This window comes from Kaistia algarum (assembly GCF_026343945.1).
Classification (GTDB): domain Bacteria; phylum Pseudomonadota; class Alphaproteobacteria; order Rhizobiales; family Kaistiaceae; genus Kaistia; species Kaistia algarum.
Map to the genome: position 1 here is coordinate 2,113,914 of NZ_JAPKNJ010000001.1, position 19,383 is coordinate 2,133,296.

Here is a 19,383-nt window from a genome sequence, read left to right on the forward strand (position 1 = left end):
GGGAGGAAAATCATGGCGAATATAGCAGTTCTGGGCGCCGGGTTGGGCGGCGTCATCATGGCCTATGAGATGAAGTCGGCGATGCGGCCGGAAGATCGGTTGACGGTGATCAATCTTGGTTCGACCTATTCTTTCGTGCCTTCCAATCCATGGGTTGCTGTCGGTTGGCGTGAGCGGGGGGATATCAGTGTCGACCTCGAGGGGGTCTTCGCCAAGCGGGGTATCACCCTTCGTCCGGAGGGCGCGAAGCGTGTGCATGCCGTGGAGAACCGGATCGAACTGAATGACGGTACCTTCCTCGACTATGACTATCTGGTGATCGCAACCGGTCCCGATCTCGCCTTTGACGAGGTTCCAGGCCTTGGGCCCCAGGGCTACACGCAGTCGGTCTGCCATATCGATCATGCCCTAGATGCCAAGGTGGCTTATGAGGCGTTGGTCGACTCGCCGGGGCCGGTCGTGATCGGTGCGGTGCAGGGCGCGTCCTGCTACGGACCCGCCTATGAATTCGCCTTCATCCTGGAGACTGCGCTTCGCCGGGCGAAAGTGCGGGACCGGGTGCCAATGACCTTCGTGACGCCGGAGCCCTATATCGGCCATCTCGGCCTCGACGGCGTCGGCGATACCAAGGGCTTGCTGGAGAGTGCGCTCCGCGAACGTCACATCAAGTGGATCACCAATGCACGCGTCACCAAGGTCGAAGCGGGCCGGATGTTCGTCGAAGAGGTCAATGACGACGGGTCGCTGAAGACCAGCCACGAACTTCCCTTTGCCTATTCGATGATGCTGCCGGCCTTCCGCGGCGTGCCGGCAGTGGCCGGAATTGACGGTCTCACCAATCCGCGCGGCTTCATTCAAATCGACCGCCACCAGCGCAACGCCGCCTTCCCGAACATCTTTGCGATCGGGGTTTGCGTCGCGATCCCGCCGGTTGGCAAGACGCCGCTGGCCGTGGGCGTTCCCAAGACTGGCTTCATGATCGAATCCATGGTGACGGCGACGGCGAAGAACATCCGGGCGCTTCTGGATGGCGAGGCGCCGCGGGCAGTGGCGACATGGAATGCCGTGTGCCTCGCCGATTTCGGTGATCAGGGGATTGCCTTCGTCGCCCAGCCGCAGATCCCGCCGCGCAATGTCAACTGGTCGGCGCAGGGCAAATGGGTTCACGCGGCCAAGATCGGCTTCGAAAAGTACTTCCTTCGGAAGGTCCGCCTCGGCCAGAGCGACACCTTCTATGAAAATCTCGTCCTCGACGTTCTCGGCATCAAGAAGCTGAAGGACATCCATCTGGACGAGGTAGCAGGGAAATGAGTCGGCAAAGAATCGAGAAGAGGTGAATGAGATGAGCATTGATCGCGCCGTCATGATGTTTGCGGGTTTCGTCGTCCTGGTGTCGCTGGCGCTCGGGCACTGGGTATCGCCCTATTGGCTGTTGCTGACCACCTTCGTCGGTCTCAACCTGATCCAGGCGTCGGTCACCGGCTTCTGCCCCGCGGCGATGATCCTGAAGAAACTCGGCGTCCAGCCGGGTAAGGCCTTTTCCTGATCCGGAGAAGGCCACGCGTGCGGGTGCGGCACCCCCGGCCGCGCCCGCATTTCGTTCGAAGCGGGGTTCCGCCCGTCCAGTGGGTTGTTGTCATGAAACGCCTGAAATTCTCGCTGCTCTGTCTCGCCGTTGCGGCCTGTCTCTCGCCTGCCGGAGCGGCCGAGTTCGTTGCGAAGATCCAGACCGTCCCCGAACTCAAGGCCGTGTATGGCGAGGTCGAGAGCAGCAATGTCGTGCCGGCTCGCGCCCGAATCGGCGGAACCATCCGCGCGATCAAGGTAGAGGAGGGGCAGGAGGTCAGCGAGGGCGAGGTCGTGGCCGAAGTGGTCGACGACAAGCTGGCGCTGCAGCTCGATGCCGCCGATGCACGCATCAAGCAGGTCCAATCGCAGCTCGCCAGCGCCCAGCTCGATCTTGACCGGGCTCAGCAGCTCTTGCAGCGCGGCGTGGCCAGCCAGGCGCGCGTCGATCAGGCGAAGACCGCCTATGACGTCGCCGTCAACCAGGTCGCCGCCGCCCAGTCGGACCGCGCCGTCATCCAGCAGCAGGCCCAGGAAGGCGCGGTTCTGGCGCCAGCGACCGGAAGGGTTCTTTCGGTTCCGGTCACGCTTGGCTCGGTACTGCTGGCCGGAGAAAGCGTGGCACGGATCGCCACCGGCCAGTATTATCTGCGGTTGTCGCTCCCAGAGCGGCATGCGGCGCAGATCCGTACGGATGCGACCGTGCTGGTCGGCCAGCGCGGCCTCTCGTCGGCCGAAGGCGGAGCACCGCCGGCGACACGCGAAGGCCGGATCGCCAAGGTCTATCCGGAGATATCGGACGGGCGCGTGACCGCCGACGTCGCCGTCGATGGCATTGGCGACTATTTCGTCAATGAGCGCACCCTGGTCTGGATTCCGGTCGGCAGTCGCCAAGCGATCGGCATTCCGCCGGAGGCCGTCACCACCAAGCATGGCGTCGACTATGTGCGGCTCGTCGGTGGCGAAGGCGAAATGGATGTCGCCGTGATCCTCGGCTCGACCTTCGAACAAGGCGGCAAGACCTATGTCGACGTCCTGACTGGGCTTCGCGACGGCGACCGCATCCTCCTGCCGGAAGCCACGAAATGAAACTCGGTATCGCCGGCAATCTGACCCGGACGTTCATCGCCTCGCCGCTGACGCCCCTGTTCCTTCTCGCCGCTTTCGCGCTCGGTCTCGTCGCTCTCATCACGCTGCCGCGCGAGGAGGAGCCGCAGATCCTGGTCCCGATGGTCGATGTCCACGTTTCGGCCGACGGCCTGAAGGCGGAGGACGCCGCCAAGCTGGTCACCGAGCCGCTCGAGACCATCGTCAAGAGCATAGCCGGCGTCGAACATGTCTATTCGCACACCGAAGATGACGGCGTGCTGCTGACGGCGCGTTTCCAGGTCGGCACCAATTCGGATGCGGCGGTCCTTCGGGTCAGCGAAAAGATCCACGCGAATATGGACCGGATCCCCGTCGGCATTGCCGAGCCGCTGATCGTCGGCCGCGGCATCGACGACGTCGCCATCGTCGTCGTGACGCTGACCCCGACGCAGGGGGCCGCTTCGCGCTGGACTGAGAACGACCTGACCCGCCTTGCGCGCGAGCTTCAGGTCGAGGTCGCGAAGCTGCCGGATATCGGACGCACCTATATCTCCGGCGAGCAGGGTGAGGAAATCCGCGTCGAGCCCGATCCGGAGAAGCTATCGCTCTACGGCATCACGCTCGCGCAGCTACAGGCCAAGATCGCCGGCGCCAACCGTTCGTTTCAGGTCGGGCTGGTGCGCGACAACGGTGAGCAGCGCACGCTCGTCGCCGGCCAGACTCTGCAGACCTTGACCGAGATCGGCAATCTGCTCGTCACGGCCCGCGACGGCCGGCCGGTCTATGTTCGCGATGTCGCCAATGTGCGGCTCGTCACCGAGCCGAACGAAGCGCGCGTGACCGAGATCCGCAAGACCGGTTCCGGCCTCGACCGCGTGCCAGCCGTCTCGCTCGCCATCGCCAAGCGGCCGGGCACCAATGCCGTTGTCATCGCCGACGCGATCACCGAGCGCCTCGAGCAGGTGCGCGGCCAGATCTTCCCCGAAGATGTCGAGATGACGATCACGCGGAACTATGGCGAGAGCGCCAACGAAAAGGCGAATGAACTTCTGTTCCATCTCGGCCTCGCCACGATCTCGATCGTCGTGCTGGTCGCCATCGCGATCGGCTGGCGCGAGGCGATCGTCGTCGCCATCGTCATTCCCACAACCATCCTGCTGACGCTCTTCGCCTCGCGCATCATGGGCTACACGCTCAATCGCGTCAGCCTGTTCGCGCTTATCTTCTCCATCGGCATCCTGGTTGACGATGCGATCGTGGTGATCGAGAACATCGCTCGGCACTGGGCGATGAAGGACGGGCGGCCGCGGGCGCAAGCGGCGATCGAGGCGGTCGCCGAAGTCGGCAATCCGACCATCGTCGCAACGCTCACCGTCATCGCCGCGCTGCTGCCGATGCTGTTCGTGTCGGGGATGATGGGCCCCTATATGAGCCCGATCCCGGCCAATGCCTCGGCCGCCATGCTCTTCTCCTTCTTCGTCGCCGTGATCCTGACGCCGTGGCTGATGATGCGCTTCGGTCGCAAAGGAAATGACGGTGGTCATGCCCATGGCCACGACGCGGGGCAGGGCGGCTGGCTTGGGCGAGCCTATGCGGCGGTCGCGCGGCCGGTGCTGAAGACGCGCGCCCGGTCCTGGACGTTCCTGCTCATCGTCGGCGCGGCGACCATCGCCTCGCTGGGGCTGATCTACACGCAGCATGTCACGGTCAAGCTGCTGCCCTTCGACAACAAGACAGAGCTGCAGATCGTCGTCGACCTGCCGCCGGGGTCTTCCGTCGAGGCGACGGACAGGACGCTGCAGCAGATCGTCGACCGGCTCGGTGCCGTTCCGGAAGTCGTGTCGTTCCAGAGCTATGCGGGTACCAACTCGCCGTTCAACTTCAACGGCCTCGTGCGCCAATACTACATGCGATCGTCGCCGAACCAGGGCGATGTCGTGGTCAACCTGACGCCAAAGGGGGACCGCGTCCGCGCCAGCCATGCCATCGCGGTCGATCTGCGCGAGAAGTTGAAGGGCCTCGATCTTCCCGCCGGGACGGCGATCAAGGTGGTCGAGCCACCCCCGGGTCCGCCCGTGCTGGGGACACTGCTGGCCGAGATCTACGGCCCGGACCCCGACACGCGCCGCGCGGTCGCGACCAAGGTGCGCGAGATCTTCGCGAGCATTCCTTTCATCGTTGATGTCGACGACAGCTTCCACACGCAGCCGACCCGCCTGCGCATGGCGATCGATCAGGACAATCTCGAATATTATAAGGTCGAGCAGAGCGATGCCTATGACGCCATCAATGCGCTCTATGGCGGGACGACGGTCGGCTATTCGCATCGCGGCGGCGGGCGCCAGCCGATTCCGATCCGCCTCGCGCTATCCAAAAGCGACGGCGTGGTGGATGAGCGCGGCCTTGCCGTTCCGGTGCCGGCCGATGCGTTGCCCGGTGGGCGTGGCGTCGTGGAGCTGGGCGACATCGTCAAGGTGACGAGGGAGCCGGCTTCGTTCCCGATCTTCCGTCACAATGGCCGCGCGGCCGAGATGGTCACGGCGGAGCTTGCCGGAGCCTTCGAGGCGCCCGTCTATGGCATGATCGCGGTCTCGGATGCGATCGACAAAGCCGATTGGGGCAATCTGCCGAAGCCTGTGATTGCGTTGCATGGCCAACCGGACGATGAATCGCATCCGACGCTTCTGTGGGACGGCGAGTGGGAAGTGACCTGGGTGACGTTCCGCGACATGGGGGCCGCTTTCGGCGTCGCCATTCTCGGCATCTACATCCTCGTCGTCGCCCAGTTCGGCTCGTTCCGCCTGCCGCTGGTCGTGCTGACGCCGATCCCGCTGACCTTCATCGGCATCATGATCGGCCACTGGATCTTTGGAGCGCCGTTCTCGGCCACCTCGATGATCGGTTTCATCGCGCTGGCCGGTATCATCGTGCGCAATTCGATCCTGCTGATCGACTTCATCCGCCATGCGCAGACGCCGGACCGGCCGCGGATTGACGTGCTGATCGAGGCTGGATCGATCCGCTTCAAGCCGATCCTGCTGACGGCGCTCGCGGCGATGATCGGCGCGGCGGTGATCCTGACCGATCCGATCTTCCAGGGCCTCGCGATCTCGCTGCTGTTCGGCCTCGCCTCGTCGACGGCCCTCACCGTGCTGGTGATCCCGGCCATCTATGTGGCCCTGCGCGGACCGGGCGTGCCGAAACGCAAGACGGAGGTTTGAGCGGGTGGCAGGATCGCAGGCACCATGCTAGCTCTGGCTTCATCGTTGCAGGAGCTGCACCATGAAGCCGCCGATCCTTGCCCTTTTGGTCTTCGCAGCCGTCGCCGGTCCGGCGCAGGCTGCCGGGACATTTGATGCGTCCGGCGCCTGGGTCACGAAGCCCGATCCCGGAACGCTGACGGGTGACGTCCCAACCGAGGCCGAGCCGATCGACAACAAGATCTGTGAGGCCTTCGGGCCAGGGTTCACGGCCGTTGCCGGCGGGACGACCTGCATCAAGATCGGCGGCTATGTGAAGTTCGGTACGTCGTTTGGCTCGTCGAAGGGCGGCCAGTGGCACGAACCGCCACCAAAGTAGGCGCAGCTCCGGGGGCCGATCAAAAATTTCGTCGGTTCCCGGCGCCGCTGTCGCGTGCTTAACGCAATTTCAAGGAAATGCCGCTAAACCTTTGTATGTGGATGCGTATCCGTGTGTTTTTCCGGGATATCCATGACGACTTAAGGGACAGTCGGCCTTGCGGCCGGCTGTCCTTGTCGTATGAGGGGTCGAGCGACACGCCGGAACGGGGAGATACCCATGGCGATACGATCCAAGGACCCTTTCAAGGCGGCCGAAGCCGTCTTTGCCAAGAAGCGCGAACCCGATCCGAAGCCCGCCACGCCGCCGGCCGGCCGCGAGCAGGTCACGCTCCGCATCGACCGCGACGTGCTGGAACACTTCCAGTCCGAAGGTCCCGGCTGGCAGGACCGCATCAACGAGGCGCTGCGGCGCGTCGTCGAGAGCGCCTGATCGCGCCGATTCGCCGTCCGGGACAGATCGGCCTATCCTCTGCCCAACAGCGGAGGGCTTCGTCATGCGCCCGGACCAGCAGGAAGTGGACGGATCGTCGGCGGGTGAACTGTTCCAGCAGGGCTGGCAGGTCTACCGGAAGATGGTCGACAACAATTACCTCTTTCATCGCGAGGCCTATGCGACGCTGCATCGGGCCCTCGCCGGCGGCTTCGACGGACCGTTCCGTTTTCTCGATATCGCCTGTGGCGACGCGACGGCATCCGTCGGCGCTCTCCGTGGTACGCGTATCGCCGAGTATCATGGCATCGACCTGTCGCGGCCGGCACTGGAACTCGCCGCACGGGCGCTCGACGCCTTAGACTGCCGGCACAGCCTGGAGCAGGGTGACTTTGCCGAGGCGCTTGCCCGCCGCAGCGCGCCGGTCGATGTGGCTTGGGTTGGATTGTCGCTCCATCATCTCCAGGCTTCGGGCAAGCTGCAAGCGATGCGCGATATACGCCGCTTCCTCGGCTCCGGCGGGATATTCCTGGCCTATGAGAATGCCGGTCCGGACGGCGAGAGCCGCGACGAATGGCTCCGGCGCTGGGATCGCCAGGAGCCCGGCTGGTCTGCTTTCACGCGTGACGAGCTTGTCCAGGTGCATGACCATGTCCACGGCTGCGACTATCCGGAGACCGATTCGACCTGGCGTTCGCTCGGCGAGGATGCCGGCTTCGACTCGACGAGCGAGCTCTACCGCTCGCCGAGCGATCTGTTCCGCCTCTACCGTTTTAAGTGAGGTTCGGCGGTCGGAGCCGCAACAGCGCTGCTCCCCTTGCTCAACCTCTCCGACAGCCGGCGCACGACCACGTAGAACATCGGCACGAAGAAGATGCCGATAGCCGTTGCCGCCAGCATGCCGCCCATGACGCCGATGCCGACGGCGTTCTGTGCGCCGGAGCCGGCGCCCGTTGCGATCGCCAGCGGCAGCACGCCTAGGATGAAGGCGAACGACGTCATCAGGATCGGCCGGAGGCGCTGGCGCGCCGCCAGCAGCGTCGCCTCGACCAACTCCTTGCCGGCCGCCTGCTGGTCGCGGGCGAATTCGACGATCAGGATCGCGTTCTTGGCTGAGAGCCCGATCGTCGTCAGCAGACCGACCTTGAAGTAGACGTCGTTCGATTGGCCGAACAGCTTCGCCGCGACCAGCGCTCCCAGAACGCCGATCGGCACCGCCAGCAGAACCGAGAACGGGATCGACCAGCTCTCATAGAGCGCTGCCAGACAGAGGAAAACGACGAGGATCGAGATCGCGTAGAGCGCCAGCGCCTGATTCCCCGAGAGTTGTTCCTGATAGGACAGGCCGGTCCAGGCGGCGGTGAAACCGGATGGCAGCTTGGCGACGAGCGTCAGCATCTCGTCCATCGCCGTACCGGAGCTCACACCCGCAGCGGCCGATCCCTGGATGCTGACGGCGGAAATGCCGTTATAGCGATCGAGCTTCGGCGAGCCCTGCGTCCAGCTGGACGAGGAGAAGCTCGAAAACGGCACCATCTCGCCGGAAGCGTTGCGCGCATACCAGGAATTGAGGCTCGCCGGCGAGGCGCGGAAGGCGCCGTCGGCCTGGAGCCAGACGGGCTTGATCTTGCCGCGATCGAGGAAGTCGTTGACGTAAGATCCGGCGAAGGCGATCGATAACGTCGTGTTGATGTCGGACAGGTCGACGCCGAGGGTCTTGGCTTTTTCCTGATCGATGCCGACTTTGAACTCGGGCTGGTCCGCCTGTCCGCCCTGGCGCACAGCCGAGAGCTTGCCGTCCTGCGCCGCCGCCGCCAGCAGCTGGTCCCGCGCCGCCTTGAGCTTCTCCTGCCCGGCGCCACCGGTGTCCTGCAGGTACATTTCGAAGCCGTTCGACTGGCCGAGATTGGGAATCACCGGCGGCATCATGGCGAAGACCTGTGCGTCACGGATCTTCGCGAAAGCCGCCATGGCCCGGCCGGCGATCGCCTGGGCCCCCCGGCCCGCGCCCTTGCGCTCGTCGAAATCCTTCAGCTTGATGAAGGCCATGGCCGAATTCTGACCATTGCCGTTGAAGCCGAAGCCGAGTGCCGCGAAGACGCTGTCGACACTATCCTTTTCTTCGTTGGCGAAGTGCGCCTCGACCTGCTTGACCACTTCGAGCGTGCGCGCCTGCGTGGCTCCGGCAGGCAGCGTGATCGAGGCCATCAGGACGCCCTGATCCTCCTCGGGAAGGAAGGAGCTGGGAAGTGTCGTGAACAGCGCGTAGACGCCGCAGACCATGATCAGGAAGAGAGCCAGGAATCGGAGTGGCCGGCGGATGACGCCGTGTACGCCGCGCTCATAGCGGCCGGTGGCGCGCTCGAAATTGCGATTGAACCAGCCGAAGAAGCCCTTGCGCTCGCCATGGGCTGCCGGTTTCAGCAAGGTGGCGCAGAGCGCCGGGGTCAGAATGATGGCGACGAGGACCGAAAGCACCATCGCCGAGACGATGGTGACCGAAAACTGCCGGTAGATGACGCCCACGGAGCCTGAGAAGAACGCCATCGGCAGGAATACGGCGGAGAGCACCAGGGCGATGCCGATGAGCGCGCCGGTGATCTCGTTCATGGATTTGCGGGTCGCCTCGCGCGGCGGCAGCCCTTCCTCGGCCATGACGCGCTCGACATTCTCGACGACGACGATCGCGTCGTCGACGAGGAGACCAATCGCCAGCACCATGGCGAACATGGTCAGCGTGTTGATCGAATAGCCGAAGAAGGAGAGGACGCCGAAGGTTCCGAGCAGGACGACGGGTACTGCGATGGTCGGGATCAGCGTCGCCCGGATGTTCTGGAGGAACAGCAACATCACCAGGAAGACGAGCACGACGGCCTCGATCAGCGTCTCGAAGACCTTCTCGATCGAGAGTTGGACGAAGGGGGTGGTGTCATAGGGATAGACGACCTGGATCGTGGACGGCAGGCTGCCGCTGAGCTGCTCCATCACCGCCTTGACGCCGGCCGACGTGTTGATTGCATTGGCGCCGGTCGCGAGATTGATGCCGAAGCCAGCGGCAGGCAGGCCGTTATAGCGCGACAGGGAGGTGTAGCTCTCCGACCCGATCTCGACGCGCGCGACATCGCCGAGCCGAACGATCGAGCCGTCCGGCGATGTCTTCAGGATGATGCGGCGGAACTCGTCGGGCGTCTGGAGCTGGCTCTGCGCGGTGACGGTGACATTGAGCTGCTGTCCTTGCGGGCTTGGCAGATCGCCGAGTTGACCGGCGGAAACCTGACGGTTCTGAACGGTGATCGCGCTCGAGACGTCTCCCGGCATGAGCTGGAATTTGGCAAGCTTGTCGGGATCGAGCCAGATCCGCATGGCATAGCCGGATCCGAATACGTTGACGTCCCCGACCCCTTCGACCCGCTTGATGGCGTCCTCGAAGGTGGAGCTGAAATAATCGCCAAGGTCGGCCGAGGCGAGGCTACCATCGGTCGAGACGAGGGCGCCGACCATCAGGATGCTCGATGTCGACTTGGTGACGGTGATACCCTGATTCACCACCGCGTCCGGCAATTGCGATTCGACCAACTGCAGCTTGTTCTGCACCTGCACCTGGGCAATGTCGGAATCGACCCCGCTGTCGAAAGTGAGCTGGATCGATGCCTGACCGCTCGCCGAACTCGACCCCGACATGTAAGTGAGGTTCTCGAGTCCCGTCATGCCCTGCTCGATGATCTTGGTCACCGAGTTCTCGACCGTCTCGGCGCTGGCACCGGGATAGGAGGCTGAGATCCGGACGGTGGTCGGCGCAATTTCCGGATATTGCGCGATCGGCAGCGTATAGACGCCGAGCAGGCCTGCCAGCATGACGACGATGGCAAGGACCCAGGCGAAGATCGGACGGTCGATGAAAAAGGCGGCCATGGTCTCTGCCTCAGTTCTTGGCGCTGTCGGCGGTCGGAGCGGGCGCATCGCCGCCTGCCGCTGATGCCACCAGGCCATTCTCGTCGAGCGTCACCTCCACGGCCGTGACGGCGGCGCCTTCGCGTATCTTCTGCAAGCCGTCGACAATCAGCCGGTCGCCATCCTTTATGCCGTCGGTGACCAGCCAGGCATTGCCGACCGCCTGGACCGTCTCCAGCACGCGGGTCTCCACCTTGTTGTCGGCACCGACGAACATCGCCGTCGCCGCGCCCTTGGCGTTCCGATCCACAGCCCGCTGCGGCACCAGATAGGCGTTCTCGTCGGTACCGATTGCGATGACGGCGCGGACATACATGCCCGGGAGCAGCTGATGCACGGGATTGGCGAAGCGGGAGCGGATCGAGAAGGTGCCGGTGGTCTGGCTTACCGAAGCCTCGGTGGATTCGAGCGTGCCGGTCTGGTCATAGGTGCTGCCATCCTCAAGGATCAGCCGGATCTTCGGCGGACCGTCGGAGCGCTTCAGTCGGCCGCTGTCCATCATGCCGCGGATGCGCAGCAGATTGACGCTTGAATCGGTCACATCGACATTGATCGGATCGATCTGGCGAATGGTTGCCAGCGCCGTCGTCTGGTTGGCGGTGACCAGCGCGCCTTCCGTGACCGTCGAGGTGCCGATCAGCCCGTCGATCGGCGCCGTCACCTTGGTATGGGCGAGGTTGATCTCGGCCTGTTCGACACTGGCCTTGGCAGCGGCTACATCCGCTTTCGCCTGTGCGAGCGTCGACTTGGCATCGTCGAGATTTTGCGCCGTGACGGAGTTCGCGCCGACAAGCTGATCGTAGCGGTCGACTTTGGCCTGCGCGCTCGGCAATGCGCCTTCCGCTTTCTGGAGCGAGGCGGCAGCCGCGTCATAGATCGCCTGGTAGCTGCCCGGATCGATCTCGTAGAGCAGATCGCCGGCTTTCACCTCGGATCCTTCGGTGAAGACGCGGCTCTTGATGATGCCGTCCACCTGCGGACGGATCTCGGCCGTGGCGAGCGCGCTCGTCCTGCCGGCAACTTCCACCGTGAGCGGCACCGCCTGCTTCTTCATGCTGATGACGCCCACTTCAGCGGCACCTCCCGGCCCATTGGGACCGGCTCCGCCGCCGGATTGTTCCGAGCATGCGGCGAGTATCGTAGCCATCCCGAGCATCAGGGCGAAGGCGAGGCGTCTCTTGGTCATCGGCAATCTCCAAACATCCTCGGGCGATACCATGCGCGCCTTTCGGGGATTTGCCCAAATGTTTCAGACTATTGCCAGGGCGGCCCAATTGATTTCGGGCGGATGGGCAGCCAGTTTTGTCGCGAATTTGCGACACGTCCCGTTGGGATTGTTGTCGCCGCCGCTATGGCGGCGGCGGCTCCGATGAACTATCTACGCGCCATGCAGCCGATGATCTCGATCCGCAATCTCTCGAAAACCTATGCGTCGGGCTTCTCGGCGCTCAAGAATGTCTCGCTCGACATACGCCCGGGCGAGATCTTCGCCCTGCTCGGCCCGAACGGCGCCGGCAAGACGACGCTGATCAGCACAGTATGCGGCCTCGTCACGCCGAGTGGCGGCAGCGTCGAGATCGGCGGCCATGACATCATCCGCGATTATCGCGCCGCACGTTCGCTGATCGGCCTGGTGCCGCAGGAGCTGACGACCGACGCGTTCGAGACAGTCTGGGCGACGGTCAGCTTCAGTCGTGGCCTCTTCGGCAAGCCGCGCAATCCGGCCTTTGTCGAGAAGGTCCTGAAGGATCTGTCCCTCTATGACAAGAAGGACAGCAAGATCATCACGCTGTCGGGCGGCATGAAGCGCCGAGTGCTGATCGCCAAGGCGCTGGCGCATGAGCCGCGCGTGCTCTTCCTCGACGAGCCCACGGCGGGCGTCGATGTCGAGTTGCGCCACGATATGTGGAACGTCGTCCGCACGCTGCGCGAGGCGGGTGTCACGATCATCCTGACGACGCACTACCTCGAAGAGGCGGAGGAGATGGCCGATCGGATCGGCGTCATCCTGCGCGGCGAACTGATGCTGGTCGAGGAAAAGCAGGCGCTGATGCAGAAGCTTGGCCGCAAGCAGCTGATCGTCGAGCTGGCGCAGCCTGTCGAGACCGTGCCGATCGGGCTCGCGCCCTATTCGGTTGCGCTGTCGCCGGCCGGCACGGAACTGATCTATTCCTATGACGGTGCGCGCGCCGGCGTTTCCGATTTCCTGCGCGACCTTCCCGCCGCCGGCCTTTCGATCAAGGACGTGCGCACCGAGGAAAGCTCGCTCGAGGACATCTTCGTCAGCCTGGTCCGGGGGGAGCGATGAACTTCCACGCTATCGCTGCCATCTATCGCTTTGAGATGGCCCGCACGCAGCGCACGCTGCTGCAGAGCGTCATCGCGCCCGTCGTCTCGACGTCGCTCTATTTCGTCGTCTTCGGATCGGCGATCGGCTCGCATATGAACGAGATCGGCGGTGTTTCCTATGGCTCGTTCATCGTTCCGGGCCTGATCATGCTCGGCCTCCTGACGCAGAGCGTTTCCAACGCCTCCTTCGGGATCTATTTCCCGCGCTTCGTCGGCACGATCTACGAATTGCTCTCCGCGCCAGTGTCACCGATCGAGACCGTGATCGCCTATGTCGGAGCGGCGGCGACCAAATCGACGCTGCTCGCCCTGATCACCCTGGCAACGGCGGCTTTCTTCGTCGACCTTCGAATTGATCATCCGGTCTGGATGATCGGCTTTCTGCTGCTCACGGCGATCACATTCAGCCTGTTCGGTTTCATCATCGGCATATGGGCGGATAATTTCGAGAAGTTGCAGCTGATCCCGCTCCTGATCATCACGCCGCTCACCTTCCTCGGCGGAAGCTTCTATTCGATCGAGATGCTGCCGCCATTCTGGCGGACGGTGACGCTGTTCAATCCGGTGGTCTATCTCGTCAGCGGCTTTCGCTGGAGCTTCTTCAGCACGTCTGATCTCGCCGTCGGTGTCAGCCTCGGCATGACCTTGCTGTTCATGTTCGCCTGCATCGGCATCGTCTATTGGATCTTCCGCACGGGATACCGGCTGAAGCGCTGATCCTTCCTTCGCCCTTGTGGCCGGCGGCGGAAGTGATACAGCCGAGGCGAACCCTTCGTGACGGAGCGACGATGAAAGCCCTTTCCTGCGACGAGCCGCTGAAGCTATCCCTCGTCGACCGGCCCGTGCCCGTGGCGGGCGCCGATGAAGTCTTGGTCCGGATCCGTCATGTCGGCGTCTGTGGCACCGATTATCACATCTACCATGGCAACCAGCCCTACCTCGTCTATCCGCGGGTCATCGGCCATGAACTCGGCGGTGAAGTCGTCTCGGCGCCCGCCGGCAGCGCGTTCCGTCCCGGCGACGTTGTGGCGATCGAGCCCTATCTCTATTGCGGCGAATGCCGCGCCTGCCGCATGGGCCGCACCAATTGCTGCCGGCGGCTTGAGGTGCTCGGCGTTCATCGCGATGGCGGAGCCGGCGAATTTCTTGCCGTTCCCGAGCGCAATGTCGTGCCGGCCACCGGGCTCTCGACCCGCGAGGCGGCGATGGTCGAGTTCCTTGCCATCGGTGCGCATGGCGTACGGCGTTCGGCGGCCGGCCCGCAAAACGAAGTCCTGATCGTCGGCGCGGGGCCGATCGGCATTTCCGCCGCCATCTTCGCCAAGCAGCGGGGCGCCCGTGTCACCGTCGCCGACCGGATCGCCAGCCGGCTCGAATTCTGCGAAAGCGCGCTCGGCGTCGGGACGATCGAGGCGTCGGCGGATCTGTTCGAGCGGCTCGGCGCGCGAACGGGCGGCGAATATTATGACGTCGTCATCGATGCGACCGGCAGCCCGGCCGCGATGCAGCAGGGCTTCGCCTATGTCGGCCATGGCGGCACCTATGTGCTGCTCTCGATCGTGCGCGCCGACATCACCTTCTCCGATCCCGAATTCCACAAGCGCGAGACCTCGCTGCTCGGCAGCCGCAATGCGACGCGCGAGGATTTCGAGACCGTGCTCGCCGCCATGCGGGGCGGCAACGTTCCCGTCGCGGCGCTCGCCACGCATCGCGGCCTCCTCGTCGATGCGCCGGAGGCGATTCCGCTCTGGTCGCGGCCGGAGGCGGGCGTGATCAAGGCGATCCTGGAAGTCTGACCGAGCGGACACGTTTTCTGGCGCGGCGCCGCCCATCATGCTATTCGTTGTTCGTCCTTTGTTCTGGAGGGTCGAATGGCCAAGCGGGCGGGCAGCGCGGATCTGCCCTTGCACAATGGGCGCGTGCCGGCCTGGCTCGGCCAGCGCATGACCCGCCTTGGCGCCGTGATCGCGGAAGCGATCTGTCATCACTATGGCCGGGACGAATTCCTGCGCCGGCTCGCCCACCCGTTCTGGTTCCAGTCCTTCGGTGCCGTCATGGGCATGGACTGGCACTCCTCCGGTATCACCACCAGCGTCGTCGGCGCGCTGAAGCGCGGGCTGGCGCCACTTTCCGGGGAACTCGGCCTCCATGTCTGCGGCGGTCGCGGCCGCCATTCGCGGCAGACACCGGCGGAACTCGTCGCGGTCGGCACGCGCGTGGGCTTTGACGGGGCGGCGCTCGCCACCGCGTCGCGCCTCGTCGCCAAGGTCGACAGTGCCGCGGTGCAGGACGGTTTCGATCTCTATCTGCACAGCTTCTTCGTCACCGACGATGGCAAATGGGTCGTCGTGCAGCAGGGCATGAATGGCGATAGTCGTCTTGCCCGCCGCTATCACTGGCAGTCTGAAGGGCTGACGAGTTTCGTCGAAGCGCCGCATGCGGCGATCGACGGAAAAAATCGTGGCGAGATCGTCAATCTGACCGACCGCCGCGCTGCGGCGTCGCGAAAGGCGCAGCTCGACCTTCTCATGGAGCTTGGACCCGATGGCATCGTCGGCGAGGCAGTGGGTCTTGCAAGGCGGAGCGAGCCTGTGCCGCCTCCGCCCGAGGCGCCGTTCCTGCCGCATCTCGTCATGCCGGAGCATCACGACGTCCGGCCGAAGGACGTGATGATGCGCCGCCTGCATGGCGCGCTGGCGGCGGCGGCCGAGAGGGGACCGAGCGATTTTGCCGAGCTTCTACTGGTGCCCGGCGTCGGGGCTCGCACGGTGCGCTCGCTCGCCATGGTCGCCGAGATCGTGCATGGAACGCCCTGCCGTTTTGCCGATCCGGCGCGTTTCTCGCTCGCTCATGGTGGCAAGGACCGCCACCCCTTTCCCGTACCGACGCTCGTGCTCGACCAGACGATCGGCGTGCTGAAGTCCGCCGTCGCGGCGGCCAAGCTCGGCCAGGAGGAGAAGTTGGACGCGATCCAGCGGCTTGACAGCCAGTCACGTCAACTGGAGCGGACGGCGGATGGGCCCAGCTTCGATGCCTTCGTCGCCGAGGAGCGGCGGCGCTCGCATGATTATGGCGGGCGCAGCGTGTTCGGCTGGGAGCTGTCGCCGGAAGCCGAGGCGGAAAAAGCGTGGCGGCAATAGCGGGTGCGCTAAGTCAATTCCACGGGCGAGAAGCGTGTCGTGCCGCTGGCTTTCTGGCCCGGTTTCAGGACAATCACGCCGAGGCTGTCGGCGCTCGCCTCGCCGAGGCGGTTGAAAGCGCCTGAGGCGTTGGTCTGCGGCTCTATGCAGAAATGCGGCGCGCCTCTCGGCGTATAGAGCATCAGATGGCGGAAAACCGGATCCGCTTCGACCCGCAACCCCTGCCGCCATTCGGGCCACTCGATCTGGGCGGCGCCGTCCCAGCCGCCATAGCAGAGATTGCGTCTTGCATCCGGCAGCCGCGTCGGCTGGTCGAAGTCGAGTTCGGGCGGAACGCGGATCGCCTCGGTCGGCATGCCGTCATAGCCTTCGAGCCAGACCGTCTCCGCATGGTAGCGAAGTCGGGTTTGCGGCGTGCGGATGAACCAGGGGTGGAGGCCGAAGCCGAACGGCATGGCGACCGGGCCGAGGTTCGTGAGTTCGATCGTCACTGCGAAGCGCTCCGGCGTCAGCTGGAAAGCCTGCCGCGCCAGGAAGCGATAGGGCGAGCCGATCTCGTCGTCGCGAAGCTCGATCACGAGGCGCGTGGCGGTCTCGGCGATGACGCTCCAGCGCGACAGCCAACCCGAGCCATGCGTCGTGTCGCGCATCGGCGGGAAGTTCGCCTTGAAGCGCCAGGTCCTGCCGCCGAAGTCGAAGGCGTTATTCTCGATCAGATTGGCATAGGGCAACATCGGGAACATCGCCGCGCCAAGCACGTCGGCCGCCGCTGCCGCCTCCGTCGAGAGCGGCCGCATCAGGTCGATAGGGCCGGCCGCGCCCTGGCAGGTGAAGCGCGTCACGCTGCCGCCCAGCGACGGCTGGATCGTTGCCGTGAGCGGTCCGGCCGACAGGATGCGCGTCGCCGCCATCGTGAGTTAAGCGCGGGGGCTGACGAAGACCGGGGCGCCGTTCACCTCGATGCGGACGTCAACGCGGTATGTCTCCAGCGCGGCCGGGTCGATTTCGATGCCGAGACCCGGCGCATCGGGAACGGTGATCTCGCCATTGGCGTCGCGCTCCACATGGTTCTTCGTCAGGTCGATCGCGAGCTGGCGCGGCGCCACCGGATATTCGCAGATCCGGTGATCGGCCAGCCCGGCGAAGGGTTGCAGCGAGGCGGAGAGGGCCAGATGCGAGGTGAAGGTGTGGTTCACATAGGTGACGCCCTTCGCCACCGCATAGTCTGCCACCGCCTTGGCCGGGCCGATGCCACCGATGCGGCCGCAATCGATCTGGATGAAGCCGACCTTGCCGAAATCGATCAGATGCTCGGCCATATAGGTGTTGTGAGCGGCCTCGCCGCCGGCCATGTGGAAGGCGCTGGTGCGCGCGCCGAGCGCAGCATAGGCGCCCAGCGCGCCGGCATGGAAGGGCTCCTCGAACCAGGTGGCGCGATTGCGCTCCAGCGCCGGCAGGCGCTTTGCCGCGGCCTCGACATCGGCGACGAAGATCTGGCCGGCGTCGACGAGCAGGATGCCGTCGGGACCGAGCCCCTCGCGGGCGGCGTCGAGATGGGCGATGTCGTCCTCGACCGAGCCGGTGCCGAACGGCCCCCAGCCGAACTTCACGGCCTTGAAGCCGGCGGCCAGTGCCTCGCGTCCGCCCTCCAGCGTCTCCTGCGGCGTGTTGCCGAACAGGCGCGAGGCATAGGGCGTCTTGGCATGGGCCTTCGCATAGCCGAGCATCTTCCAGACGGGCTCGCCGCGCGCCTTGCCAAGAATGTCCCAGAGCGCCATCTCGATGCCGGACCAGGTATGCGGCGCCTGCAGGAGGTCCATGCTGTCATAGGCGACCTTGGCCGCGATCGCTTCGATGTCGGCCGGCGTCTCGAGCCTCGCTCCGAGCACCGAGGCACTCACCGAGCGGCAGGCGCCATGCGACATCGGCGTGACGAAGGCGGCGATCGAGGCGAGCGGCGAGGCTTCGCATTCGCCCCAGCCGATATGACCACCGGCTGAGACGCGCACGACCAGCGCATCCTGGCTGCCATCGGCGTCGGTGGTGACTTCCGGCATGGCGACATAGAAGAAGTCGACCGCATCGATTTTCATGGTGGCGTTTCCTGCTTTTCTTGATGCGTCAGGCGACGAGGAGGTGGCGGGCGTCGGGCGTGAAGCGGGCGAGCTGATCGATGTCGAGCTCGATGCCGAGGCCGGGCAGCTGCGGAATCTCGACATGGCCCTCGCTGTCGAGGGTCCAGCCGCCGAGCTTGATGTCGTCGAGATACGGCGAGCCGCCGATATATTCCACGAGCTCGGCCGAGGGGATGGCGGCGGCGAGCTGCAGGTCCGCGGCGAAGCCGACGGCCGTGTTCCAGCCATGGCCGATATAGCGGACACCGAATTCCGCGGCCATCTGGGCAATGCGGATCTGCTCCGAAATGCCGCCAACCTTGGTGACGTCGGGCTGGACGATGTCGAGCGCGCCGCGCACGAACCAGGGCAGGTAGGTCTTGCGCCGGGTCAGGCATTCGCCGGTCGCGATCGGCACCGGGCTCTGGGCGCGCAGCACGACGAAATCGTCGATCGCCTCGGGCCTGAGCGCCTCCTCGAACCAGTAGACGTCATAATCCTTGACCATCTCGGCGGTGCGCAACGCCCAGCGCAGGCCGTTGGGCCAGAAGGCGTCGGAAGCGCCGGGATCGACCATCAGCAGGCAATCCTCGCCCGCGCCTTCGCGGGCCGCGCGGACGATCTCCTCGTCGAGCTTGTAGCTGTCGCGCCGGCCCATCGGACCCCAGCCGATCTTGATCGCCTTGAAGCCGGCCGCCCGGAACTCGGCGGTGCGCTCACGCATCAGGTCCGGCATTTCCATGAGGATCGAGGCATAGGGCTTCACCTTGGTGCGATAGGTGCCGCCGAGCAGGCGGCCGACCGGCTGGCCGGTAACCTTGCCGAGGATGTCCCAGAGTGCGATGTCGATGCCGGAGATCGCATGGGTCAACGTGCCGCCCATGCCCATCCAGAAGGTGTTCTGGTGCAGCTTTTCGGAGACGCGCATCGGTTCGAGAGCGTTTTCGCCGAGATAGAGCGGCTCCAGCACTTCGAGCGCCGCCTTGACCAGGCGGGCATCGGTAAAGACGCTGCCGAGGCCGACGACGCCCTCATCGGTGTGGACCGCGATCAGCGCATGGACGGAGTCGTTCGGCTTGATCTCGTTGGACCAGCCACCTTTTGGGGTCTCGCCGAAGAGGCCGGTGGAGCGGATCGATGTGATCTTCATGATATCCTCGGAG

Annotated in this window: 16 protein-coding genes; 11 read left to right on the plus strand and 5 right to left on the minus strand. The window is 64.8% G+C overall.

Features of this window, described 5'->3' with window-relative positions:
- Positions 1-12 precede the first annotated feature (12 nt).
- The 7 genes from OSH05_RS10270 to OSH05_RS10300 all read left to right on the plus strand — a co-directional run bounded on the left by OSH05_RS10270 (position 13) and on the right by OSH05_RS10300 (position 7,447).
- Positions 13-1,311, plus strand: a complete 1,299-nt coding sequence (locus tag OSH05_RS10270; RefSeq protein WP_104221296.1) for an NAD(P)/FAD-dependent oxidoreductase — start codon at positions 13-15, stop codon at positions 1,309-1,311.
- 31 nt (positions 1,312-1,342) lie between these two features.
- Positions 1,343-1,546 carry a YgaP family membrane protein gene (locus OSH05_RS10275; protein ID WP_104221321.1) on the plus strand — a complete coding sequence of 68 codons (204 nt, stop codon included), beginning with the start codon at positions 1,343-1,345 and terminating at the stop codon, positions 1,544-1,546.
- 92 nt (positions 1,547-1,638) lie between these two features.
- Entirely contained in the window at positions 1,639-2,655 is a 1,017-nt protein-coding gene (locus tag OSH05_RS10280; protein WP_104221297.1) for an efflux RND transporter periplasmic adaptor subunit, read from the plus strand.
- Positions 2,652-5,876, plus strand: coding sequence for an efflux RND transporter permease subunit (locus tag OSH05_RS10285; RefSeq protein WP_104221298.1), 3,225 nt, complete (start codon positions 2,652-2,654; stop codon positions 5,874-5,876). Before OSH05_RS10280 ends, OSH05_RS10285 begins: the two co-directional genes overlap by 4 nt.
- A 61-nt stretch (positions 5,877-5,937) precedes the next feature.
- Positions 5,938-6,234, plus strand: coding sequence for a porin (locus OSH05_RS10290; protein ID WP_104221299.1), 297 nt, complete (start codon positions 5,938-5,940; stop codon positions 6,232-6,234).
- Positions 6,235-6,453: 219 nt separating this feature from the next.
- Positions 6,454-6,666, plus strand: a complete 213-nt coding sequence (locus OSH05_RS10295) for a BrnA antitoxin family protein (protein WP_104221300.1) — start codon at positions 6,454-6,456, stop codon at positions 6,664-6,666.
- A gap of 64 nt (positions 6,667-6,730) precedes the next feature.
- Entirely contained in the window at positions 6,731-7,447 is a 717-nt protein-coding gene (locus OSH05_RS10300) for a class I SAM-dependent methyltransferase (RefSeq protein ID WP_104221301.1), read from the plus strand.
- Here OSH05_RS10300 and OSH05_RS10305 read toward each other — a convergent pair.
- Together OSH05_RS10305 and OSH05_RS10310 are read right to left on the minus strand one after the other, a co-directional pair.
- Complete coding sequence (locus OSH05_RS10305) at positions 7,432-10,578, minus strand: efflux RND transporter permease subunit (RefSeq protein WP_104221302.1); 3,147 nt, start codon at positions 10,576-10,578, stop codon at positions 7,432-7,434. The genes OSH05_RS10300 and OSH05_RS10305 overlap by 16 nt on opposite strands.
- A 10-nt stretch (positions 10,579-10,588) precedes the next feature.
- Positions 10,589-11,803: an efflux RND transporter periplasmic adaptor subunit gene (locus tag OSH05_RS10310; protein ID WP_104221303.1), complete on the minus strand. Its 1,215-nt coding sequence runs from the start codon at positions 11,801-11,803 to the stop codon at positions 10,589-10,591.
- A gap of 201 nt (positions 11,804-12,004) precedes the next feature.
- On the opposite strand from OSH05_RS10310, the gene OSH05_RS10315 reads away from it, so the two are divergent.
- The 4 genes from OSH05_RS10315 (at position 12,005) to OSH05_RS10330 (ending at position 16,106) form a co-directional block, all read left to right on the plus strand.
- Entirely contained in the window at positions 12,005-12,925 is a 921-nt protein-coding gene (locus OSH05_RS10315; RefSeq protein WP_104221322.1) for an ABC transporter ATP-binding protein, read from the plus strand.
- Positions 12,922-13,683 carry an ABC transporter permease gene (locus OSH05_RS10320; protein ID WP_104221304.1) on the plus strand — a complete coding sequence of 254 codons (762 nt, stop codon included), beginning with the start codon at positions 12,922-12,924 and terminating at the stop codon, positions 13,681-13,683. The genes OSH05_RS10315 and OSH05_RS10320 overlap by 4 nt, the downstream gene beginning before the upstream one ends.
- Positions 13,684-13,754: 71 nt before the next feature.
- Positions 13,755-14,762 carry a zinc-binding alcohol dehydrogenase family protein gene (locus OSH05_RS10325; protein ID WP_104221305.1) on the plus strand — a complete coding sequence of 336 codons (1,008 nt, stop codon included), beginning with the start codon at positions 13,755-13,757 and terminating at the stop codon, positions 14,760-14,762.
- Between the two features lie 75 nt (positions 14,763-14,837).
- A complete protein-coding gene (locus tag OSH05_RS10330; RefSeq protein ID WP_104221306.1) occupies positions 14,838-16,106 on the plus strand; it encodes a DUF763 domain-containing protein in 1,269 nt (422 codons plus the stop codon).
- 8 nt (positions 16,107-16,114) lie between these two features.
- On the opposite strand, the gene OSH05_RS10335 is transcribed toward OSH05_RS10330, so the two are convergent.
- From OSH05_RS10335 to OSH05_RS10345, 3 genes are read right to left on the minus strand one after another with little or no spacing between them, the layout of a single operon-like run.
- On the minus strand, positions 16,115-17,017 hold the full coding sequence (locus OSH05_RS10335; protein WP_104221307.1) for an aldose 1-epimerase: 903 nt from the start codon (positions 17,015-17,017) through the stop codon (positions 16,115-16,117).
- Between the two features lie 6 nt (positions 17,018-17,023).
- Positions 17,024-18,199, minus strand: a complete 1,176-nt coding sequence (locus OSH05_RS10340) for a mandelate racemase/muconate lactonizing enzyme family protein (RefSeq protein ID WP_104221308.1) — start codon at positions 18,197-18,199, stop codon at positions 17,024-17,026.
- A gap of 28 nt (positions 18,200-18,227) precedes the next feature.
- Positions 18,228-19,370, minus strand: a complete 1,143-nt coding sequence (locus OSH05_RS10345; protein WP_104221309.1) for a mandelate racemase/muconate lactonizing enzyme family protein — start codon at positions 19,368-19,370, stop codon at positions 18,228-18,230.
- Positions 19,371-19,383 lie beyond the last annotated feature (13 nt).